Annotated in this window: 26 protein-coding genes; 1 reads left to right on the top strand and 25 read right to left on the bottom strand. The window is 42.7% G+C overall.

Annotated elements, in window-relative coordinates; translation table 11 throughout:
- Nucleotides 1-6 precede the first annotated feature (6 nt).
- From nusA to ACTW1R_RS07490, 8 genes are all read right to left on the bottom strand, one after another.
- Complete coding sequence (gene nusA, locus ACTW1R_RS07525; RefSeq protein ID WP_271812986.1) at nucleotides 7-1,221, bottom strand: transcription termination factor NusA; 1,215 nt, start codon at nucleotides 1,219-1,221, stop codon at nucleotides 7-9.
- A 21-nt stretch (nucleotides 1,222-1,242) separates the two neighbouring features.
- Nucleotides 1,243-1,716 carry a ribosome maturation factor RimP gene (rimP, locus tag ACTW1R_RS07520; RefSeq protein WP_005225920.1) on the bottom strand — a complete coding sequence of 158 codons (474 nt, stop codon included), beginning with the start codon at nucleotides 1,714-1,716 and terminating at the stop codon, nucleotides 1,243-1,245.
- A 207-nt stretch (nucleotides 1,717-1,923) separates the two neighbouring features.
- Nucleotides 1,924-2,265 (bottom strand): DUF2752 domain-containing protein, encoded by a 342-nt coding sequence (locus ACTW1R_RS07515; protein ID WP_271813071.1) that lies wholly within the window; start codon nucleotides 2,263-2,265, stop codon nucleotides 1,924-1,926.
- On the bottom strand, nucleotides 2,262-2,696 hold the full coding sequence (locus ACTW1R_RS07510; protein WP_034857985.1) for a DUF4234 domain-containing protein: 435 nt from the start codon (nucleotides 2,694-2,696) through the stop codon (nucleotides 2,262-2,264). The genes ACTW1R_RS07515 and ACTW1R_RS07510 overlap by 4 nt, the downstream gene beginning before the upstream one ends.
- 152 nt (nucleotides 2,697-2,848) lie before the next feature.
- Nucleotides 2,849-4,789 carry a threonine--tRNA ligase gene (gene thrS / locus ACTW1R_RS07505; RefSeq protein ID WP_015509581.1) on the bottom strand — a complete coding sequence of 647 codons (1,941 nt, stop codon included), beginning with the start codon at nucleotides 4,787-4,789 and terminating at the stop codon, nucleotides 2,849-2,851.
- Nucleotides 4,790-5,100: 311 nt separating this feature from the next.
- Nucleotides 5,101-5,277 (bottom strand): 2-hydroxymuconate tautomerase, encoded by a 177-nt coding sequence (gene thmT, locus ACTW1R_RS07500; protein ID WP_005225916.1) that lies wholly within the window; start codon nucleotides 5,275-5,277, stop codon nucleotides 5,101-5,103.
- An 88-nt stretch (nucleotides 5,278-5,365) separates the two neighbouring features.
- A complete protein-coding gene (locus ACTW1R_RS07495; RefSeq protein ID WP_167821797.1) occupies nucleotides 5,366-5,863 on the bottom strand; it encodes an ASCH domain-containing protein in 498 nt (165 codons plus the stop codon).
- Nucleotides 5,833-6,705, bottom strand: a complete 873-nt coding sequence (locus ACTW1R_RS07490; RefSeq protein WP_081116853.1) for an aminoglycoside 6-adenylyltransferase — start codon at nucleotides 6,703-6,705, stop codon at nucleotides 5,833-5,835. The genes ACTW1R_RS07495 and ACTW1R_RS07490 overlap by 31 nt, the downstream gene beginning before the upstream one ends.
- 140 nt (nucleotides 6,706-6,845) lie before the next feature.
- Here ACTW1R_RS07490 and helD point away from each other — a divergent pair, with 140 nt between their 5' ends.
- Nucleotides 6,846-9,125: an RNA polymerase recycling motor HelD gene (gene helD / locus ACTW1R_RS07485; protein ID WP_325836164.1), complete on the top strand. Its 2,280-nt coding sequence runs from the start codon at nucleotides 6,846-6,848 to the stop codon at nucleotides 9,123-9,125.
- Between the two features lie 57 nt (nucleotides 9,126-9,182).
- Here the strand turns inward: helD and ACTW1R_RS07480 are convergent, their stop codons facing one another.
- The 17 genes from ACTW1R_RS07480 to fabZ form a co-directional block, all read right to left on the bottom strand.
- A complete protein-coding gene (locus ACTW1R_RS07480; protein WP_005225912.1) occupies nucleotides 9,183-9,842 on the bottom strand; it encodes a hypothetical protein in 660 nt (219 codons plus the stop codon).
- Nucleotides 9,843-10,057: 215 nt separating this feature from the next.
- Nucleotides 10,058-10,780 carry a YebC/PmpR family DNA-binding transcriptional regulator gene (locus ACTW1R_RS07475; RefSeq protein ID WP_167821795.1) on the bottom strand — a complete coding sequence of 241 codons (723 nt, stop codon included), beginning with the start codon at nucleotides 10,778-10,780 and terminating at the stop codon, nucleotides 10,058-10,060.
- A 79-nt stretch (nucleotides 10,781-10,859) separates the two neighbouring features.
- Nucleotides 10,860-12,026 carry a nucleotidyltransferase gene (locus ACTW1R_RS07470; protein WP_270290316.1) on the bottom strand — a complete coding sequence of 389 codons (1,167 nt, stop codon included), beginning with the start codon at nucleotides 12,024-12,026 and terminating at the stop codon, nucleotides 10,860-10,862.
- Nucleotides 12,027-12,053: 27 nt separating this feature from the next.
- Nucleotides 12,054-12,782, bottom strand: coding sequence for a class I SAM-dependent DNA methyltransferase (locus tag ACTW1R_RS07465; protein ID WP_016610179.1), 729 nt, complete (start codon nucleotides 12,780-12,782; stop codon nucleotides 12,054-12,056).
- Entirely contained in the window at nucleotides 12,782-13,123 is a 342-nt protein-coding gene (gene rsfS, locus ACTW1R_RS07460; protein ID WP_489927557.1) for a ribosome silencing factor, read from the bottom strand. Before rsfS ends, ACTW1R_RS07465 begins: the two co-directional genes overlap by 1 nt.
- A gap of 11 nt (nucleotides 13,124-13,134) precedes the next feature.
- The gene (yqeK, locus tag ACTW1R_RS07455; protein ID WP_005225907.1) at nucleotides 13,135-13,734 is read right to left on the bottom strand and encodes a bis(5'-nucleosyl)-tetraphosphatase (symmetrical) YqeK; all 600 of its coding nucleotides are present in this window, start codon (nucleotides 13,732-13,734) and stop codon (nucleotides 13,135-13,137) included.
- A complete protein-coding gene (locus ACTW1R_RS07450; RefSeq protein WP_005225906.1) occupies nucleotides 13,724-14,365 on the bottom strand; it encodes a nicotinate-nucleotide adenylyltransferase in 642 nt (213 codons plus the stop codon). The genes yqeK and ACTW1R_RS07450 overlap by 11 nt, the downstream gene beginning before the upstream one ends.
- A 12-nt stretch (nucleotides 14,366-14,377) precedes the next feature.
- Nucleotides 14,378-14,689: a ribosome assembly RNA-binding protein YhbY gene (gene yhbY, locus ACTW1R_RS07445; RefSeq protein WP_005225905.1), complete on the bottom strand. Its 312-nt coding sequence runs from the start codon at nucleotides 14,687-14,689 to the stop codon at nucleotides 14,378-14,380.
- A 15-nt stretch (nucleotides 14,690-14,704) separates the two neighbouring features.
- On the bottom strand, nucleotides 14,705-15,823 hold the full coding sequence (yqeH, locus tag ACTW1R_RS07440; RefSeq protein ID WP_010748089.1) for a ribosome biogenesis GTPase YqeH: 1,119 nt from the start codon (nucleotides 15,821-15,823) through the stop codon (nucleotides 14,705-14,707).
- Between the two features lies 1 nt (nucleotide 15,824).
- Nucleotides 15,825-16,349 carry a YqeG family HAD IIIA-type phosphatase gene (locus ACTW1R_RS07435; protein ID WP_005225903.1) on the bottom strand — a complete coding sequence of 175 codons (525 nt, stop codon included), beginning with the start codon at nucleotides 16,347-16,349 and terminating at the stop codon, nucleotides 15,825-15,827.
- 359 nt (nucleotides 16,350-16,708) lie between these two features.
- Nucleotides 16,709-17,434, bottom strand: coding sequence for an amino acid ABC transporter ATP-binding protein (locus ACTW1R_RS07430; RefSeq protein WP_270290314.1), 726 nt, complete (start codon nucleotides 17,432-17,434; stop codon nucleotides 16,709-16,711).
- A gap of 16 nt (nucleotides 17,435-17,450) precedes the next feature.
- Nucleotides 17,451-18,140 (bottom strand): amino acid ABC transporter permease, encoded by a 690-nt coding sequence (locus ACTW1R_RS07425; protein ID WP_005225900.1) that lies wholly within the window; start codon nucleotides 18,138-18,140, stop codon nucleotides 17,451-17,453.
- A 22-nt stretch (nucleotides 18,141-18,162) separates the two neighbouring features.
- Nucleotides 18,163-19,008, bottom strand: a complete 846-nt coding sequence (locus tag ACTW1R_RS07420; protein WP_271812978.1) for a transporter substrate-binding domain-containing protein — start codon at nucleotides 19,006-19,008, stop codon at nucleotides 18,163-18,165.
- Between the two features lie 190 nt (nucleotides 19,009-19,198).
- Nucleotides 19,199-19,984, bottom strand: coding sequence for an acetyl-CoA carboxylase carboxyl transferase subunit alpha (locus ACTW1R_RS07415; RefSeq protein ID WP_015509573.1), 786 nt, complete (start codon nucleotides 19,982-19,984; stop codon nucleotides 19,199-19,201).
- Nucleotides 19,977-20,846, bottom strand: coding sequence for an acetyl-CoA carboxylase, carboxyltransferase subunit beta (accD, locus tag ACTW1R_RS07410; protein WP_005225897.1), 870 nt, complete (start codon nucleotides 20,844-20,846; stop codon nucleotides 19,977-19,979). The genes ACTW1R_RS07415 and accD overlap by 8 nt, the downstream gene beginning before the upstream one ends.
- A 12-nt stretch (nucleotides 20,847-20,858) precedes the next feature.
- Complete coding sequence (locus ACTW1R_RS07405; RefSeq protein WP_167821791.1) at nucleotides 20,859-22,223, bottom strand: acetyl-CoA carboxylase biotin carboxylase subunit; 1,365 nt, start codon at nucleotides 22,221-22,223, stop codon at nucleotides 20,859-20,861.
- A gap of 7 nt (nucleotides 22,224-22,230) precedes the next feature.
- Entirely contained in the window at nucleotides 22,231-22,659 is a 429-nt protein-coding gene (gene fabZ, locus ACTW1R_RS07400; RefSeq protein ID WP_005225895.1) for a 3-hydroxyacyl-ACP dehydratase FabZ, read from the bottom strand.
- Between the last annotated feature and the right edge of the window lie 3 nt (nucleotides 22,660-22,662).

Genomic DNA, 22,662 nt, shown 5'->3' with positions numbered 1-22,662 from the left:
CCTCAACTATTTTTCGTCAAACTCAACATTTTCATAATCATCCGCAGTCATGTCTGATGAAAGGATCGCTTCATCAACTGTTTCTGCAGATTCTGTTGCTTCTGTGCTGCTTTCTTCAGCAGCTTCTGAAGCATTTGCATCATACTCATCGATATAGTCGCCTTCATCTAGCTTCGCATAAAATTCTTCCATGTCTGTTTCTGACTTGATATCGATTTTGAAACCAGTCAATTTGGCTGCTAGGCGAGCATTTTGTCCGCGTTTACCGATCGCCAATGATAACTGGTAATCAGGCACGACAACAGTACATGCCTTCGGATTATCAACATCGAATATAACGTCGCTGACTTCTGCTGGATTCAACGCATTGGCGATAAAGATCGCTGGATCTTCATTCCATTCCACGATGTCCATGTTCTCGCCTTTTAATTCATTGACGATCGCTTGAACCCGTTGACCTTTAGGACCAACACAAGTACCGACTGGATCGACGTTGGCATCAAAGGAACGAACAGCAACTTTGGCACGATCCCCTGCTTCACGAGCAATACTTACGATCTCTACAGTACCATCATATACTTCTGGCACTTCTTGTTCAAATAATCGGCGTAGCAAATCTGGATGGCTACGGCTAACGAATACTTGAGGGCCTTTCGAAGTATTTTCAACACGAGAAACGAATACTTTGATCCGATCATGGGGTTGATAAAACTCATTTGGCATTTGGTCTTGTTTTGAAAGCACGGCTTCAATTTTGCCTAAGTTTACATAGATATAACGATTGTCTTGGCGTTCAACGATTCCTTGCAGAATGTCTTTTTCGTACGCACTAAATTCGTTATAGATAATGTTTCTTTCTGCTTCACGGACCCGTTGCAAAATGACTTGTTTTGCCGTTTGCGCCGCAATACGACCAAAGTCTTTAGGCGTTACTTCAAAACGGATTTTGTCGCCGATTTCATAAGCGGGATTGATTGTCATCGCTTCTTTTAATGAAACCTCTAGTTGCGAGTCCATGACTTCTTCTGTCACTTCTTTGACTGCATAGACGTGGATGTTGCCTTTTTTCTGATCAAACTCAACTTCCACATTTTGCGCTTGCCCGTAATGACGTTTGTACGCTGAAACCAATGCCGCTTCCAAGGCATCGATGACAATCTCTTTTGAAATGCCTTTCTCTGCTTCTAATGCATCCAATGCATTCAACATTTCTTTACTCATGATTCTTTCATTCCTCCGTGTTTAAAATTGAATGGCTAAACGAGCTTTGGCAATATTTTTCCGGTCGATCGTTCGTTCTTTTTCTCTGGTTTTGATTCGGGTCTTAATAACTAGCTGATTTTCGTCGAATGACTGTAAAAAGCCTTCGAACTGTTTTTCTCCATCAATCGGTTGATATAAAGAAACATGAATGTACTCGCCGACTGCCCGTTGATAATCTGCTTCTTTCTTCAATGGACGCTCGGCGCCAGGGGAAGAAACTTCCAAGAAATAGGCCTGTGGAATAGGATCAGGTTCGCATTGGTCTAATTGTTCACTAAGTTGTTCACTGACAAAGGCACATTCCTCGATATCGATTCCGCCTTCTTTATCGATGAACACACGAAGAAACCAATTTTTCCCTTCCTTCACGAATTCTACTTCAACTAATTCAAATTTTTGCGCATCCAGAATAGGGGTCACTATATCTGTAACAGTTTCCACTACCGTACTCACAACATCGCCTCCTTTATTTCTCAACGAAACGAACTTCATTCCATTAAAAAGAGTGAGCGAAAAAACCGCTCACTCACTCTAAGTATCATTACATTGTAAATATAACACAATTTTCATAAAGATTCAACTACTGTCGCATGTTCCCTTCGCTTTCAGAAAAAAACAAAGCATTTTCTTAAAGATTTTTAATGCTTGGGTGAAGGGCTGTTAGTGAATCACTTGTCCAATCCGGCGTAGTAGTTGTGGGAAAATGCTCTCTGGATCAAAGTCCATTGGCGCGTCATGTGGGAAATGAAGCCAGAGCCGACCACCATAAACCACTAATACCAAAAGTGTCAAGGTCAGCCACAGGTTGTGACTGTGGTAAAGTTTGCTGATTTTCGGATTTTTTTTGAACAAAACGATTCCGAATACGATCGGCACCAACCAAAACAAGGGATGAAAATGCAGCGCACATTCAAGATCACCCTGAAATAAGTGCAAGTAGGCGCGCGTCATGCCACAACCTGGACAAGGAAACCCCGTTAACCATTTAAACGGACAAATCAATAATCGACCCAATCATCTGAATCAGACGAATCGTTTGATGTAGCAGATGACATCATGGCATTTTGATCAGCAGCTTCCCACATTTGATTCATATCACCTTGTAAAATCGCCATGTTGATGAAATCAAAAGCAAAAAGGCTCAAGACGACAAAAAGGATTTTGTTGTCACTCAGACGAGGCATATTCGCTCGTTGTTGTGCACTCATAAAGATATCCGCAATTCGATACCACCAATAAATTTGGTACAATCCGCAAGTAAGGATCGTGAGTAAAATCGATGTTTCTGGCGAAAGACGATTATCCCCGCTGTATTCTGCCAGCTCTTTGGTTGTTTGGTACATCCAAAAGAATGTATAAATGCCACAAGTAATAAATGTTAATAAAATGACCGATACAACCGATTTCTTTCTAACTCCGTAATTATAATTCATCACAAACTCCTTTTCTTTTTTTTCATTTTTGCCACTAAGCAATTATACTACAATATAATCACCATAACAAAACCTATTTATTTATTTTTATGAATTTAGACAAAAAAGCACCATCTTTAAGAAGGTGCTTTTTCACTTCATCCATCATAAAACTATTTTCGACTATAGTTTTTCACTTCTGCAGCCATTGCATCAACAAACAGATTCAATTCTTCGACTTGGGTCTCTTTGCTGCCGTAGCGACGGATATTGACTGTCGCGTCATTGACTTCTTGATCCCCAACAACGATTTGGTAAGGAATTTTTTGGGTTTGTGATGCGCGGATCTTATACCCCATTTTTTCGTTGCGGTCATCCACTTCTACCCGCAATCCTTGTGCCTGCAAGCGTTCTTTGATTTCGTAAGCATAGTCACTGTGAGCTTCGACTGAAACTGGAATGATCGATGCTTGGATCGGCGCCAACCAAGTTGGGAATGCGCCTTTATAGACTTCCGTTAGATAAGCCACAAAGCGTTCCATCGTTGAAACGATGCCGCGGTGGATCACCACTGGACGGTGGTTGTTTTCACCATCTTCACCAACATACGTTAGGTCAAACCGTTCAGGCAACAAGAAATCTAATTGGATCGTTGACAAGGTTTCCTCCATGCCTAAAGCTGTTTTCACTTGGACATCTAGTTTTGGTCCATAGAAAGCTGCTTCGCCTTCTGCTTCAAAATAATCCAATTCTAATTCATCCATAGCGGCTTTTAGCATCGTTTGCGCATTTTCCCACATTGCATCGTCATCAAAATATTTGTCTTTGTTTTGTGGATCACGATAACTTAGACGGAAACGATAATCGGTGATATTAAAGTCTTCATAAACACCGATCATTAAATCAAGTGTCCGTTTGAATTCTTCTTTGATTTGATCCGGACGGACGAATGTATGCCCATCGTTTAAAGTCATTTCCCGAACCCGTTGCAATCCAGATAATGCCCCTGATTTTTCATAGCGGTGCATCATGCCTAATTCAGCGATCCGAATCGGTAGCTCACGATACGAATGAATGTCATTTTTATAAACCATCATATGATGCGGACAGTTCATTGGTCGCAATACTAACATTTCCCCATCCCCCATATCCATTGGCGGGAACATGTCTTCATGGTAATGATCCCAGTGCCCTGAGGTTTTGTATAGATCCACGTTTGCCATGATTGGTGTATACACATGTTGGTACCCTAAGCTGATTTCTTTGTCCACGATATACCGTTCGATCGTACGACGGATCGTAGCTCCTTTTGGCAGCCAGAAAGGCAAACCAGCGCCGACTTCAGGTGATAACATGAACAATTCTAATTCTTTTCCTAATTTGCGATGATCGCGTTCTTTTGCTTCTTCCCGTAAACGGATAAATTCCTTCAAGTCTTTTTTATCGAAAAAGGCTGTTCCGTATACCCGTTGCATCATCTGGTTGTCAGAGCTTCCACGCCAGTAAGCACCTGCCACTGATAACAATTTGTACACTTGGATACGACCAGTTGATGGGACGTGAGGACCGCGGCAAAGATCGACAAATTCACCTTGCTGATAGGCAGTAATCGTTTCATCATCTGGTAATTCAGTGATCAACTCTACTTTGTATGGATCTTCGGCAAAAAGGGTCAACGCTTCTTCTTTTGTTAACACGCGGCGTTCGATTGGCAGATTTTCTTTGATGATCTTCATCATCTCTGCTTCGATTGCTGGCAGATCTTCTGCAGTTACTGGGTTTTCCCCATTGTCTGTGTCATAGTAAAAACCAGAATCAATTGCAGGTCCTACCCCAAAATGGATCGATGGATAGAGTCTGCGCATAGCTTGAGCCATTAAATGAGCTGTCGAATGACGAAGTAAGCCTAAGGCGTCTTCATGATCGGGTGTCACGATCTCAATCGTTGCATCTTCTTCGATCGGACGTGAAAGATCGATCAGTTGTCCATTGACTTTTCCAGCTAAGGCTTTCTTTGCAAGACTTTTCGAGATACTTTCAGCAATCTCTTTGGTTGTTACCCCAACAGCAAATTCTTTTTTTGCGCCATCAGGAAATGTAATAAATAATGACATATGAATGTCCTCCTTTGATGATTTCAATCAATAAAAAAAGTCCTAGTATCGGTTACGATACTAGGACGATCACTCGTGGTTCCACCTATTCTTCAAAAACAGAAAAAGTCTGTTTTCCTCTTCATGAGATAACGGTTCAACCGCCTCCGTTTCAACAGAGGTCTTAAAAAAGTGGTCATCCTTTGGTTTTCTTCTAGGAAATTTTCAGCCAAGATTTCCCTCTCTTATCGAAGACTCTCAAATTCAGGTGTCTTTTTTATTGATCGATTATGGCTCAATTAAACCACTCTCTTGATAAAAAAGCAAGAGAATTATTTCCAATCGCCATTCACAGCATAGGTTCCTTGCTTCATTTCATTGATGATAACATGGATATGCTCTTTAGGGGCGCCTGTATTTTTATGGACCGCCTCAGTGATTTCTTTCATCATATTCGTCAGTTGCTCTTGCGAACGTCCTTCAACTAGTTCGACATGGATAAATGGCATACGACTTCCTCCTTTGTTTGCTTTTGATTATACACCTTTTTCAAAAAGACAAAAACTATTACCTTGGTTTCCAAAGAAAACCATGACTTTATTCTTCCTGATAAACGACACAAAACTTTTCGCAAACACACAGCATTTGATCGTGAAAAGACAACCCCGCTGAGGCATAAGCTCGTCGAAAAAAAGCTTCATGAACACGGCGCCAATAAGCCAAAGTGCGATCTCCTTCCCCTTCTAAAAAGGCAAAGTCTGCTGTCACCTCATCAAAAGGCACGATCGACACTGACTCTAAGTAAAGAACAGCTTTTGGTACATCCGACCCATTTAAAAGGACACTATAGGTTCCTGATTGCGGCAATGCTTCTTGCTCGATTTCATAGAGCGCAGCGGCAGATGTCGTTGCCGTCTTTTCGCCAGCTAAAACCAGTGCTGCCAGTTCATCGGCCATTTGTGGTGTATCACCAAAGGACCAAGCATCTTCATAGGTCAAAGGAGATTGATTTCTTGGATTTGCTTTTAAAAACCGCTGCCAAAACGCCTGAATCTGACAGTCTTTTATTTTTGATTCTCTGGTTTCATCTGCCAATTTTTTTCACTCCAATACTTCGTATATGTTTGGACATTCTCAGCTTCTTGCCAATCATAGGCCAGCCCTAATTTCTCGCTGATGTTCTTTGCTTGGCCATCAAAACGTTTTTGCATCTTCAAGAGGGACTGACCGCAGGCAGTGATCGTGGAAAAATCAAGCAATGAGGTCAATTCCCGCCACTCCTTTTCCGTTAGAAACGACTGTAGGTATTTATGATTTTTCCCTGTACTCACCTGAAATTGCTGAGCTTGGGCAACGAACAAATCTTCAATCCATAACAATTCTTGCCAACAAATAGTGTATAAATGATCCGCAGCATAAATCAGCTGCTTTCGAAGCAGCCCTTTCACGACATACGTGCTTACCCACCAAAATTCGTTGCAGTGTTCCTGAAAAGCGGCTTGGGTCGGGCGCTTGATCCAGTAATGCGAATGATTTGCTTGATTAGCAAAACTTAGTATTTGGTCTGGATCAAGCAGCGGATGCAAGCCTGGTTCGTTAGCCAGACGATCGACCAGTGCAAGAGGACATAGCATGAGATCGATTCTTACTCCGTCTAAAAAATGCATCAAGTACGTAAAACACCCGCCCAAACTTGACGGATAGATGGTGCTAGCTTCCGGTGTTTGCCTGATCATGATCGGTCCAAAGGCTTCTAACCATGAAGGATCATCGACCAAGGGCTGAATATCATCCATTACGTAAACCACATCAAAGTCTTGTAAAAAATCTTTTGGCGCCTGTGGATCGGTCCGTGAACCAGATAAACCGATGGCACGTGCCCCAACACGTTGCCCCACAGACAGGATCAATTGGTGCAATTCTGCTTCTTCCCTCACCGTCTCCACCTCTTTTTCGTTTCGTTTTTGAACACCTAAGCTCTTTTTATAAATATTAGCATAGTTTCTTTTTTTCCACGACATTCGCAGGGAAAATATGCTATAATTTTATGTCGCAATTTTTTTAAGGAGGATCCTTCGTGAACGAACGTCAAAAAGAACAACAACATGTCAATGAAACCATTGCTCTGATCCACAGAGAACAAGCGATCCTTTCGCAGCAAAAACAAGAGTTAGCCGCTAAAATGGATGATCAATTAAAAGAAATCGCCGATAAGAAAATTCGCGGGGGCGACAGTGAAGCCTTTTATGAATCAGTTATCGAGTACCAGCAGCATGAACAAGAATTGCTGATAAAATACCAAACCGCAGAATCACAAGAAAAACGCGTCAAAACCTTAACAACGATGGCGGGCAATCCGTATTTTGCTCGAATCGATTTCAAAGAAGAACAAGAAACCGAGACCCTCTATTTGGGGATCGCTTCATTGCGAGACAAAGATGAAGAAACGATCGTCATCGACTGGCGCGCACCGATCGCCAATCTTTATTATGAAGGAGAGCTTGGTGAGACCTTCTACGAAACAGACACTGATCGGTTTACGGTAGAATTGCTTTTGAAACGCCAATTTAAAATTCAAAATGGTGAAATCTTGTCGATGGTCGATACTTCGGAGATCATCAATGACGAATTTTTGTTGGAAATATTGGATGAAGCCTCTTCTTCTCAAATGCGTAACATCGTTTCGACGATCCAAAAAGCACAGAATCAAATCATTCGTGATACCACCAATAAATTCTTACTGATCGAAGGAATTGCTGGAAGTGGGAAAACCTCTGCTTTGTTGCAGCGGGTCGCCTTTTTACTTTATCGGAATCGCAAATGGTTGGACGAAAAACAAGTCTTGCTGTTTTCACCCAATCATTTGTTTTCTGACTATATTTCCATGGTCCTGCCTTCTTTAGGTGAAAGTGAAGTGCCCACAAGAACCTTCCACCACTTTATCCAATTGATTCTGACTGGCTATGAAGTGACGAAAGAAACCCAACAAGAAGAAACCTTTTTAAGCGGCGATGATGATGCCATTGAAAAAATCAAAAGTAGTCTTTTCTTGGTGGAAAAAATCAACCGTTATGTCCGTTCGATTGCACCGATCGGTCCCTTGTTCCGTGATCTAAAAATCCAAGGGCAAACCTATTTGACAAAAGAACAGATTCGCCGCTGGTATCAAGAAACCAATAACGAACTGCCGATTTACCAAAGAACCCAACTGCTTCAAACGAAATTATTAAAAAAAATCGGCGGCTTGGAAAAAGATGAAGCCAAAAAAGACTGGGTCAAAGAAGCGACCGAAGAACAATTGCAACAAGTATTTGCCAATGATCCTCATCAAGAATACAGCGAAGAAAACGAACGCCGTTTGCGGAAGAAACTTAGACAGCAGATCGTCCGCAAGAAGTTCCGTTCCTTGACGCGGGGAGTGAAAAACTTTCAGTTTATCAACCAAGCCAAGCAATACTTACACTTTTTACAATCGGTTGAGTCTGCTGCAGTCAAAGAAACTGGCATCGAGCCTGCGGCTTGGCAGCAAAGTATTGCCGATATTCGACAAGGCATGCGCCAAAGACAGATCAAACAAGAAGACGCCGTTTTGTTTTTCTTACTGATCAAACAGCTTTATCCTGTTCACGTCGAAGAAAAAGCTCGGTTTATCTTTATCGATGAAATGCAGGATTTTCCACCAGCACAAGTGGCTCTACTGCGTCAGCTTTATCCAAAGGCTGGCATCACCCTATGCGGCGATTTGAATCAAAAAGTGTATGGCAATGAAACGATCGTCGGGGCATTAGCAGAATTATTCCCCCGCGAAAGTGTGAAACGTTATCAATTGAAAACCAGCTATCGTTCGACTAAGGAAATCACAGATTTCGCCAATCAATTTTTAGTTGGCAGTGATCAAGTGGAATTGACGGCTCGTAAAGGGGCGGTACCAACAATTGTTAAAGGAACTGCAACTGAAAATCTGGCTTTCCTAGAAACCAGTATTCGTGACGCAGCTGAGAATCAGCGTTGGCGCACCGCGATCATTTGTAAAACCGCAAAGGATTGCCAGCAGTTATATGCCCAGCTGGCAGAAACAATGCAGGAACAAGTGCAGCTGATCACCTCTGAAGAAGACTTCATGAAACGCAATGTGATGATCTTCCCGGCCTTTTTAGCAAAAGGGCTAGAGTTTGACCAAGTATTTGTCTGGACACCAGGTGCCACTTTCGTGACTGAACAAGACCAATTGATTTTTTATACAATGGCGACACGGGCGATGCATCAGTTGACCGTCCTCACCCAAGAGGAATTGCCGCTTCTGGCAAAAGCTGATCCTACCACTTATCAGTTCCAAGAAGCATCAACGATCGGATAACAAAAAACATCACTTTCGGCGAGTTCCCAAAGGAAACAAGCCGATCGTGATGTTTTTTTAGCCTTTTAACTCGCCAATAAATAAACGGGTTTCTGGATAGCGCATCCCTACGATGGTTAAAATCATTTGCAGCTCAGAAACGTGTTCGGGATCTTCTGGAACAAATAATTTTGTATGTCGTCCAATGCTGCCGTTATCGATCAAGCGATGGGTACGATTCCACTCACTAAATTCTTCAATCGTCGTAAAGCGACTAAGAGGAAAGCCAGCGCCATCCAGAATTTCTGTCAATCGAAAAAGTACATAGGAACTGTCGATGACAAATTCTTTTCTATGAGGCAAAGCACGCGTTCGTTTATAATCAATAATTGCTTTTTCTGGTCGGTGCTCTAAAAGCCAATCCAACAGCAAGAAGAACCCTTCCATTCGATACTCATCGATAAAGAGCCGTTCAGAGTATTCCGACATGCGAAAGACTAATGGAATCAAGAATCGCTCTTTATAAATTAATAAGGGTGCGCGATCAACGACGACATTTAAATAACGATTCAAATAAGAAGAGCCACGATAATCACCTAGACGATACCCTTCTACCCCATACTTTTGATATTTCCGACAAAGAGCCGAGCAGTCAGAAATCGATACAGACACTTCTGCTAGCTTTTCAAAACCACTTAAGATTCGATTAAATGGCTCTAAAACGATTTTTTCTTCCATGTCTGCCCCCCTAACGATTTGTTTGCTTATGTAGTAAATCATAACACATAAAATGTATAGAAACCAACTGAAAAGATGATCAACACAGAAGAATTTTCAGTAAATGAGCAACGCTACCGCTTCATTATTTCTCTTGCATAAGCGATAAAGCTTCTACATAAAAAAACATACTAAAAAAATGGCAGCCAGATTGTCTCTAGGCTGCCAAGTGACACTTATTCTTCCGCGTCTGCCACATTGTGATAGACGTTTTGTACGTCTTCAAGATCTTCTAACACATCGATCATTTTTTCGAATTTTTCTAGATCGTCACCCGTCAAGGTTACTTCATTTTGAGGAATCATTTGCATTTCTGCAATTGAGAATTCAGTGATTCCTTTTTCTTTCAAGGCTTCTTGAATGGCATGGAAGTCACTTGGTTCACCGTGAACGATGATTTGTCCATCTTCTTCAACGACATCACGAACATCGATCTCTTTGTCCATCAAGTATTCTAAGATTTTATCTGCATCGTCACCGGCAAAGCCAAAGAGTGCCGTGTTATCAAACATATAAGCAACGGCCCCTGAAACACCCATATTCCCGCCGTTTTTACCAAAAGCGGCCCGAACATCGGCTGCGGTACGGTTGACGTTATTTGTCAACGTATCGACGATCACCATTGATCCATTTGGTCCAAATCCTTCATATCGAAGTTCTGAGTATTGTTCATCGCCAGAACCTTTGGCTTTTTCAATCGCACGGTCAATAATGTGTTTTGGCACATTGTAGGTTTTCGCACGTTCGATAACAAAGCGTAATTTTTGGTTCGCGTGAGGATCAGGATCACCCGATTTTGCTGCTGCGTAGATTTCGATTCCAAATTTTGCATAAACTCGGCTATTGTTTGCATCTTTAGCAGTTTTTTTCGCTACGATATTTGCCCATTTACGACCCATAATTTCACTTCGCTTTCTTGTTTTTAAAAATCCTTATTCATTATACTTGTCAAATGGCGTTCTGTGAAGTAATTTTCACTTATTTATCAATAAAAAGCGGAATTCTTCGAAAATTTTGTTCTGTGATTTGAGGATTCCCTTGCTGATAGATCTGATCGATCCGCAATGACAAGCCATAGCGCTGTGCTTCTTGCTTACCGAATTTAGCGATCAGCGGTAGGGTCAGCTCTTTTTTGATCTCTTTTAAATAGTGCTGCCCTTGCTTCGTATACCCTAAGACTCGAATAAAGGGATGTTCTTGGGCTTCCTTCATTTCAGCTTTTGTCACTTGGAACAATACATAACAAGCAAGACGCTGCAGCCGCGTTTGGGTATAACGTTTCGTCTTTAACAACTTGATAAAACCTGCAAATGAATCCGCCGCCGTCACATATTGTTTTAGTCGATATTCTAATCCTTCTTCCATCTGGTAAATAGCAGCTAATTTTTCGATTGGGGCAGAGATGATCTGGTATTGAAGATACGGCCAAAAGGCTTCCCAATCGACTGTTGCTTGTGAAAGAAAGTTTTGTGTTGCTTCAGGAACAAAATCCGCAACAGCTGCACCTTGTTTGATTGCTTGGCGAATGGCTGTTGCACTGGCGATCGTGGGATGATCGAATTGTTCTGAATGATAAGACGCCGCAACGCGTTGGATGGGGACCAAGCGCATTGGTTTTTCATAATGCAGCACTTCCCGTGCATACGCCATACCCAACAGATGATTGGGCTGGTCTTTTTCTGCATGGTACTCAGGATATAGCTCACTGAGGACCGCACTCATTTTTTGACTATAGGTAGCATTTTGCCTAGCTAAGCGTTGAAATGCGTCATCGATCATTAGTTGATTTTCTTTTTCAAAGTGAGCAAACTTGGCATAGTCGAAGGGGTGTTTCGTATCTGTGCCAAAGCATAACAACTCACATTGCAGATCCTGCAGAATCCTAATCGCTCCCGATGCAAAAAAATCAGCAGAGTGGACGGCCCAAGCGGGGGGCAATTCGACGATCAAGTCTACACCATGTTGTAGTGCTGCTTGAGCTCGCTGCCATTTATCGATGATTGCTGGTTCGCCACGCTGTAAAAAATTTCCACTCATCACCGCAACGACGACATCAGCATTCGTTACTTGCCGTGCTTTTTCCACATGGTATTGGTGTCCATGGTGAAAAGGATTGTATTCTACGACTAGTCCGCAAGCCTTCATCGACATCCCTCCTGTTTTACATAACGGTTACTTATGGCAGACAAAAAACCAGCGACGGCTTTTTTCATTTGGCTTCGTATCGATAAAATCGGCATAGCATTCAACATTGGCAAAACCAGCATTTTCTAACATTCTTAAATAGCTTTCAAGAGGATAGGTTCTTTCTTGATGAAGCTCATCTAAGCGTTCAAACAACCCATTCTCTTGTGCAACAAAAAAGGTCAAGAAGTGTTCAATGCTATGGTCTTTTTCGCCCTGATAGCTTTCCCAAAGAAAGGCAAATTCATCGGTTTGGTAATGATAGCTATAATCAGGAAAGACTTCATCGATTTGATATAAGGAATGTACATCAAATAAAAAGACGCCATCTTCTTCTAAACAACTGTAAACACCATCAAACACTTGCTGCACACTTTGCTCGTCTTCCATGTAGCAAAGGGAGTCAGAATAGCAGGTAATTGCTTGATAGGTGCCAACATCTACGAGATCCAGCATGTCACCCGCAACAAATTGCACAGCCGCCTCTTCTTTTTCAGCCCGTTGACTAGCGATCATCAGCATCTCTTCTGAAAGATCTAACCCAGTCACGTCAAAACCAGCCTTGGCAAACTCAACGGCTAACGCACCAGTTCCACAAGCCAATTCTAACAGCTGTTTTCTTTTTCCTAAATGACGACAAGAAAAATCCAGCCACTTTTTATAGAGACTGGAATCCATTACTTCGTCATAGACAAATGCGAAGGTTTCGTAAGCCATTACGCCACGACCCATTCATTAAGATCCACAAGCGGCGCATCAGACCATAATTTTTCTAGGTTGTAAAAAACACGTTCTGAGGCACTGAATACGTGAACGATCACGTCACCTAAGTCGATCAAGACCCATTTTCCACCATCTTTTCCTTCGACACGGCGAACAGATACTTGATTTTCTTCTTCTTTATCGATGACTTCATCAATGATCGCATTGATTTGACGTTCGCTATTTCCTGAACAGATCACAAAGTAATCTGCTAGCAAAGAGATTTCCCGCACATCTAATGCCATAATATCTTCGGCATGTTTTGAATCGGCGGCTTTTACAGCAATTTCTAATATTTTCTGACTATCTATGGTAATTCCCTCCTATATTTGGCTACCCAAAAATTGTAGGTTTCGATCGTTTTTGGGTAAATAACTGCTTCTGTTTCGATCAAATGAAGCAAGGTATGTTTCGTTTCGTAAGCAACAGCGGCATCTAAGTCAATCATTGCGATCTCTCTGGCTTCAACGACTCCAGGAAACGTACGTCCGGGTTCGATATAATCTGCCACATAGATGATTTTATCTAACAGGCTCATCTTAGCAGCTCCGGTGGTGTGCAAACGGATCGCTTGTAAGATTTCTTCGTCATCGATTTCTAATTCTCGTTGAACGAAATCAGCACCGACAAGTCCATGCCAGATGGCATTGTTCCAGTTCAAGAGATCCAAGTCGAATCCGTCTCTACGAATGACTAATTGAAATTCTTCATCGCTGCGTTCTTTCGCATAATCATGCGTCAAGGCGGCGATGCTGGCTTTGACCGGTGAAGCACCATATTTTTCCGCAAGGGCAACGGCCGTTTTTTCGACACCTAACACATGCTCAAAGCGCTTTTGACTCATCTGCATTTGGACCTTTTGCATCAAAAGTTCCCGTTCTGCTTGTGTGTAGTGTTCACTCTTCATCCAAGTACAACCCCTTTTCTTGAATATAGTGTAACACATTATCTGGCAATAAGTAGCGAACCGAACAACCTTGTTGCACTTTTTTACGAATTGTTGTTGAGCTGACATCCATTAGCGGGATATCGATCCAAATAATCGGGTATGGGCTATCGATCGGCACTTCTGGACGACGAACCCCCACAAAAGTCACCAATTCCATCAGCTCATCGATTTGATGCCATTTTGGTAAATAGTTCACCATATCCCCGCCAATGATAAAATAATAATTGGTATCTGGATTCTTAGCTGTCAATTCCCGCATCGTATCAACCGTATAACTCTTACCTTTTCGTTCCAACTCAATGGTCTCTACAGCAAATCGCGGATTATCGGCGATCGCCAACTCCAACATCGCCAAGCGGTGCTCAGCTGGGATCGTCTTTTTCTCATCAACATGAGGCGGTAAATACTCAGGCATGAAATAAACTTTATCCAGCCCTAATGCTTGCCCTACTTGCTCACCCATAACCAGATGTGCGTAGTGTACTGGATTAAAATTCCCACCAAGAATGCCCACTTGCTTTTTCGGTACAAGTTCTTGTGTTTGTGTCTCTAAAACCGTTTGTACCTTTCCAAATGTTTGTCCTTGCATGCCTTCTCCCTCCTAAATTGAACGAACTTTGCTTGAAATCGTTTGGTATTTTTCTTTGCTTGACGGTTTGAATAAAACGATCACTCGTCCGATGATCTGTACCACTTCACAGCCGACTTTCTCACGGATCGTTTCAGCTGCTTCGTCAGCAACCTCATCAGTATTTTGGAGCAATGAGACTTTGATCAATTCTCGTTTTTCTAGCGCTTCTTCAATTTGCGCCATCATCGCGTCATTCAAGCCGCCTTTGCCGATTTGAAAAATCGGGTTTAAATGGTGCGCTTCACTTCGTAAAAATCTTTTTTGTTTTCCTCGTAAGTCCATATTCTTCCTTCTTCCTTATACTAATGCTTTACGTCTAAGCACATCGACACCCTTTGGCGCCCACCCAGCGATGACACACGGTTTGGTGATCGTGATCCAGCCAAGTCCAGCAAAAACGATATCGGTTTTTTCTTTGATTGAAAATTCGAAACGGACGAGTTCAGGAAAATCCGCCACTTCATCTGCTCGCGGCGGCTGCAGCAGCCCACCAACATGTTTCTCATAAAACTCATCGGCTTTCGTTAATTTGGTCCGATGGATCGCCACATCATTTGCTACATAAGCAATAAATGAACTGCGTTCTCCTTGAATGAAATCAAATCGGGCAAGTCCTCCTAAGAACAAGGTCTGTTCTGGATTCAACTGATACACCTTTGGTTTGATCTCTTTGGCTGGTGCCACGATTTTTAGATCTTTTTTACCTAAATAATGCGCCATTTGATGACGATGAATGATTCCTGGTGTGTCGATCAAGAAGTGTCCGTCATCCAAGGGAATCTCGATTTTATCCAATGTGGTTCCTGGGAAACGCGAAGTCGTGATCAATTCGTTGATCCCCGCTGTTTGTTTGATGATTTGATTGATCAATGTTGATTTTCCAACATTCGTCACACCCACCACATAGACATCGCGTCCTTCACGATACGTTTCGATCGCTTGCAGTAAAGCTTCCGTTTCACCTGGCTTCTTGGCACTCGTCAATAATACATCCACTGGTCTTAAACCAGCTTCATGAGCACGTTCCTTCATCCATTGGGTCATCTTCGATTTTTTCAAAGATTTTGGTAAAATATCCACCTTGTTGCCCACTAATAAAACAGGATTATTGCCGACAAAGCGGTGCAGTCCTGGGATCAATGAACCATTAAAATCGAAAATATCAACGACATTAACGATCAAGGCTTCTTTTTCCCCGATTTCATTCAGTAGACGCAGAAAATCATCGTCGGTAAGGGAAACATCTTGGATTTCATTGTAATGGCGCAAACGGAAGCAGCGTTGACAATAGACTTCTCCTGATTCAAGTCCTTTTTCTAATGCGGATTGCGGGGTGTAGCCCAATTCATTGGGGTTCGTTGTCTGAATCACTGCCCCGCAGCCGATACAGTGAATTTCTTCGATTCCTTCTGTCATATTAAATTCCTCCACGCCATTTTAACTCTGGGTTGTGCTTCAATAAATAGTTCATGATTTTTCTTTCTGCGGCTCGATTAAATTGGGTTTTCCAAGAATCCGTTGGGATCACTGGTTTCACTAAAATACTGCGAACACCGGCACGATTGGCACCTCGTACATCCGTCATGATTTGATCGCCGATCATCACGACCTCTTCTTTTTTCAAGCCTAATTGTTGATAGCCTTGTTTGATCCCTCTTGAAAAGGGTTTTAATGCGCGGTGTACGTACTTTAAACCAAAGGGCGCAACTGCCCGTGCCACTCGTTCACTATTGTTGTTGGAAACGACAACTACCGGTATCCCAGCATTTTTCATTTCCAGTAGCCAGTTTTTTAGTTCTTCGGTTCCGTCAGGATTGTTCCAAGCAATCAAGGTATTATCAAGATCGGTCAAAATCCCTTTGATCCCCTGTGCCTTTAGTTGGCTAGGGGTGATTTTATAAATCGCATCGACCATCCAAGTCGGTTTATAATTTGAAAACATAAAATCTCCTTTGCTGCATGATTTCTTCACGTATTAAAAATCGGCGACTAGTCATCGATCCAAATTGTCGATCCTTAAAAAGAAACAGTCCGATCTGCCTACAATCACGCAGATGGTTTCTATCAAGATCAGACCTCTTCAACCTGTAATTATACAATAGAATCTTTTTGAATACTAGCAAGTGCGCCAGTTTCTGCAGGTTTCTTGTAAAAGAACTGAAAAAGGAACCTGCCAAGACAACCGTTTGTCCTATCACTTCTTTAAAGTAGTCTTTTTTCCGTCAAAAAAGCATCCTTTTACTGAAAGGATGCTTAGGAAAGGTCCAAATTTATCACTAACAACTGCGAACTTCTCGCAGTTTACAATACTTTACTCAAAAAATCAATGGTTCGTGGATTTTTCGGATGATCAAAGATCTGTTCTGGCGTTCCTTCCTCCATAATGATTCCCTGATCCATAAATAAAATCCGATCCGCGACTTCTTTCGCAAAGCCCATTTCATGAGTGACGATGACCATCGTCATTCCTTGCTGAGCCAAACGCTGCATGACGGACAATACTTCGCCAACCATTTCTGGGTCTAACGCTGAAGTCGGTTCATCAAAGAGCATCACGTCTGGTTCCATCGCCAAGGCACGTGCGATAGCGATTCGTTGCATTTGTCCACCAGAAAGACTTTGAGGATAGGCTTTTGCTTTGTCTGGTAAGCCAACATCATTTAGTAGTTGTTTTGCCAACTGATCAGCCGCCGATTTTGCTACCTTCCTGACTTTCGTCGGGGACAAAGTAATGTTTTCTAAAACCGTCATATTCGGAAAAAGATTAAAATTTTGAAAGACCATACCCATTTTTTCACGCATCTTATACAAATCATTCTTTGGATCGGTAATATCGGTTCCTTCAAAAAAGATTTTTCCGCTTGTCGGTACTTCTAATAGGTTCAAACAGCGTAAAAACGTGCTTTTTCCTGACCCAGATGGGCCAATCACCACTACGACTTCTCCTTGATCGATCGTCGTTGTGATCCCTTTTAGCACTTGATTGCTGCCAAAGGTTTTGTGTAAATCTTGAATATCTAACATCATAGCTTGTCTTCTCCTTTTAACGACGATAGCCTTTGCCTAGTTTCTTTTCCCATAAACTCAATAGTCGCGAAGTCGTAAACGTCAAGATGAAGTAAATGACCGCCGCCACATAGAAAGGCGTTAATGGTTGGAAAGAACTGGTGACAACGATCTGCGCACTGTTCATCAGCTCGTAGATGCCGATCGTTGAAAGCAAAGAGGAATCCTTAATCAAAACGATAAATTCATTGCCTAGTGGCGGCAAAATGTTGCGTAGTGCTTGTGGCAATACGACATAACGCATCGTTTGAAAAGGCCGCAACCCTAAAGAACCCGCCGCTTCTGTTTGACCGTAATCAACGGCATTGATTCCCCCTCGGACGATCTCAGCAACATATGCCCCAGAATTAAGCGAGAGCGCAATGATCCCAGGAAATAGCCGCCCAAAATCAAGACTCAACACGCCGATCGAGACCGTGGGCAAGGCAAACATTCCTTGCAAAAGACCAAAAGCGATCAATATCTGCACCAGCATCGGTGTGCCGCGGATGACTTCAATATACGCATTAGCAAACCAGCGCAAAGGCGTCACTTTTGATAATTTCATCAGGGCGAAAATCACCCCTAGAATCGTTCCAAAGATCACGGTGATGATAGAGATCACGATGGTGATCACCACACCAGAAAGAAAATAAGGGTAATATATCGCTAAAAAGGATAAATCCATAATTGTGTCTACTCCGTTCTATCTATTGCGCCGCATTTTCGTTGGCTAGATCTGTGTTCTTTTGTACATACTCATCGATTGTACCATCTTCAATCAATTCTTTCAAAATACTGTTTAGTTCTTCTTGTAATTCGGTACTCCCTTTAGGTAAAGCAATTGCATAAGAATCGCCTTCAGATGCTTCTAATGCTACATCAGTGATCACGAGGTCATCATTTTGTGCAACATACGATTCAGCAACCGCACTTTCAAGGACCAAACCTTCGATCGAGCCTTGTTTCAATTCATTGACTAGATTCGGAACTTTGGCGATGGAAACCAATTGCGAATCAGCTAATTGATCTTGAACGATCATTTCTTGGATCGAGCCTTTTTGAGCGCCTACTTTTTTGCCAGACAAGCTTTCGATTGAATCAAATGCCGATTCATTGTTTTTATTAACAACTAATTTTTGTTCTGGTGTAAAATAGTTATCGGTGAAATCAAAAGTCTGTTTACGTTCGTCAGTTGCTGAGATGCCTGAAACAGCGATATCGGCTTTCCCTTGTTGCAAAGCAGTCAAAACAGCATTGAAATCAAGGTCCAAAATATTCACTTCGACACCAAGACGATCAGCGATCTCATTGACCATATCGATATCTGCGCCCACGATCGTATCTTTGCCATCGATCAAGGCATGAAATTCAAACGGGGCAAAGTCAGCAGAAGTTGCCACATTTAACACACCAGCTGCTTTGATGGCTTCCAATTGATTATCCGCCGAACCGCTGGCACTAGAACTTCCAGTACTCGATGAGCCGCCATTCCCACAAGCTCCTAAAACCAAAATCCCCGTCAATACAACAAGTGCTCCAAATAATTTTTTCATTAAAAACGCTCCTCTTCAAAACAAATATTTATGCAATATAATCTTCTTATATTCAGAATGTATACATAATAGCACAGAATAATTAAATTTTAAACTAAAAACTTCGCCATTTGTACGATTTATTCAATAACACTTTTAATAAAAAAATACTAGGATACCCATCCTCTAATCAGAGTGGATATCCTAGTTTTTAAAATCGGCGAAAACGTTGATACCTTGCCTCAAGCAATTCATCTGTTTGCAAGGTAGAAAGTTCGGCAAGTTTCTTTGAAATTGCCGCTTTCATCTGTTCCATCAATTGCTCTTTCGGTAAAAAGGCCTCTTCATGGGTTTCAGCAATCACTTTTTCAATAACACCGAGTTCATATAGTTCTTGAGCTGTGATCTTCATCAAGCCAGCAGCTTCTTTGGCACGGCTGCCATCTTTCCATAGGATCGAAGCAAAGCCTTCGGGAGATAAAATGGCATAGATCGAATGTTCCATCATCCAAACCTCATCGCCTAATGCCAGTGCTAAGGCACCGCCGCTGCCGCCTTCACCAATGATGATTGCCAAGATCGGCACCGTTAAATCGGACATTTCCATCAAGTTACGGGCAATCGCTTCGCCTTCTCCGCGCTCTTCCGCGCCAATACCGCAAAACGCCCCTGCTGTATTGATCAATGTGACCACAGGTCGCTGAAATTTTTCTGCTTGCTTCATTAAGCGTAACGCTTTGCGATAACCTTCAGGATGTGGCGAGCCAAAGTTTCTGCGTAAATTTTCAGGCAGATTACGGCCTTTTTGAATACCGATCACGGTCACTGGCTTGCCATCTAAACAAGCAATGCCGCCAACAACGGCTTCATCTTCGCCAAACAGACGGTCTCCATGAAACTCTTCAAACTCAGAAAAAATGCCGTCAAAGTAATCCAGTGCCGTCAAACGGTCTTTGCTGCGAGCGAGTTCAACGATTTCGTGGGCTGCTCTAGTCATTGCGATCCCATCCTTTCCGCGTATGCAAAGAAATCAAATGGTGGATTTTCTCCCGCAAGTTCGTCCGTGGAACGATTTGATCGACAAAGCCATGATCTAACAGGAACTCTGCCTTTTGAAAGTCTTCAGGTAGTTCCTGACGAATGGTTTGTTCAATCACACGTCGTCCAGCAAAACCGATCAAGGCTTGCGGTTCTGCCAGGATGATATCCCCTTCCATCGCAAAACTAGCGGTGACGCCACCGGTTGTCGGGTCCGTTAAAACCGTTAGATAAAACAAGCCAGCTTTACTGTGGCGTTTTACCGCCGCAGAGATTTTTGCCATTTGCATCAGTGACAAAATTCCTTCTTGCATCCGCGCACCACCTGAAGCGGTAAAAAGAACAACTGGTAGCTGTTTTTCGATCGCACGTTCAAACAAACGGGTGATCTTCTCCCCCACGACCGTTCCCATACTGCCCATGATGAAATTCGCATCCATGATCCCGATCGCTAACGGCAATCCTTGAACTTTTGCTTCTCCTGTGAGGACAGCCTCATGCAACCCAGTTTTTTCTTGCATTTGTGCGACTTTATCCAAATATCCAGGAAAATCAAGAGGATCTTTTGTGGTTACATCTGTGTCCCATTCTTCAAAACTTTTCTCATCAATCGTGATAGCGATCCGTTCCCAGGCACTGATTCGGAAATTATACCCGCAGTGAGGACAGACTTTCTCTGCCCCCATCTCCTTCGTATAAAGCGTTCGTTTGCAACTAGGACATTTCGCCCAAAGATTATCTGGTACGACTGGTTCGTTCGTTGGCAGCTGACCTCGATTAGGATTGATGCGAATGTAGTTTTTCTTCTTAAATAAAGCCACTCATCTTCCCTCCTATTGTTCAGGTGTCCAATTTGGCAAAAATTCCTCTTGTAAAAAGGCGGTTGTATAGTCTCCCGCAATCACTTTCGGGTGACTGATCAAGTCCATTTGGAATTCTGCATTCGTAATGACACCATCGGTCACTAATTCGGCTAACGCCCGCTGCATCTTCATCAACGCTTCGAAACGGTTCTCGCCGTGAACGATCACTTTAGCGATCATAGAATCATAATAAGGTGGGATCGTGTAGCCAGAATACATGGCACTGTCTACACGAACGCCTAGACCGCCGCTTGGTAAAAACAAATTGTTGATCTTGCCTGGTGACGGTGCAAAATTGAAGGCTGGATTTTCTGCATTGATCCGACATTCGATCGCCGCGCCCGTCATCTTGATGTCTGCTTGCGTCAAGCCTAGCGGTTCGCCACTAGCGACTTCAAGTTGTTTTTTGACTAAATCAATGTTTGTCACCATTTCGGTGATCGGGTGTTCCACTTGAATTCGAGTGTTCATTTCCATGAAATAAAACTCCCCAGTGTCCGCCATTAAAAACTCGATCGTGCCAGCATTACGATACCCTACCGCTTGTGCGGCACGTACCGCTGCTTCTCCTAGTTCTGCTCGCTTGCTTTCAGAAATCACCACAGAAGGGGATTCTTCCAACACTTTTTGGTTGTTGCGTTGTAGCGAGCAATCGCGTTCACCAAGGTGGATAATATTACCAAAAGAATCACCTAACACTTGCACTTCTATGTGTCGAGCAGGATAAATGATTTTTTCAATGTACATTTCATCGTTGCCAAATGCCGCTTTTGCTTCTTGCTGCGCCGAAGCAAAATGATGAGGCAATGCTTCTTTATCTTCGACTTTCCGTATCCCTTTACCGCCACCGCCGGCCGCAGCTTTGAGCATGACTGGGTAACCAATCTCTTCAGCGATCGTTAAAGCTTCTTCCACATCAGAAATCGCGCCTTTGCTTCCGGGAATGACCGGTACTTCTGCTTCGATCATCAAGCGTCTTGCATTGATTTTGTTTCCCATTGCATCGATAGTCTCACTCTTTGGCCCAATAAAGACGATATTGCATTCCTCGCACATCGCAGCAAAGCGGCTATTCTCTGAAAGAAAGCCAAATCCAGGATGGATCGCCTCAGCCTTTGTGACGATCGCAGCGCTTAGGATCTGCTGTACATTCAAATAAGAGTCGGTTGCTTTGGCAGGTCCGATACAAATCGCTTCATCGGCAAGCTCTGTATGCAACGCTTCTTTATCTGCTTCTGAATAAACGGCGACCGTTCGAATACCTAATTCGCGACAAGCGCGAATGATACGTACGGCGATTTCGCCACGGTTTGCGATCAATACTTTAGAAAACATGTCTCACCTATCCAATCATGAAAGTCAATTCTGCTTCCGCCACTTTTTTCCCATCAACATAGGCAATTCCTTTGCCGATGCCAGCTGCAGATTTCACTTTGATTATTTCTACTTCTAAGATCAAGGTATCGCCTGGTGTTACTTTTTTTCTGAATTTCGCTTTGTCTAAACCTCCAAAGTAGGCAGTTTTCCCACGAAAATCTTCCAATGATAGCAATGCCACAGCACCTGCTTGTGCCATTGCTTCCACGATCAATACTCCGGGCATCACTGGTTCATGGGGAAAATGACCTTGGAAAAACGGCTCATTGATAGTAACGTTTTTCTTCGCAACGACCCGTTTGCCTTCTTCTAACTCCTCTACCCGATCCACTAAAAGCATCGGATAACGATGAGGGATGATTTCTTTGATTTCTTGAATCGTTAATGCGCTCATTGC

Source organism: Enterococcus sp. R12 (genome assembly GCF_058135755.1).
This window is presented reverse-complemented; position numbering and strand designations above follow the sequence as displayed.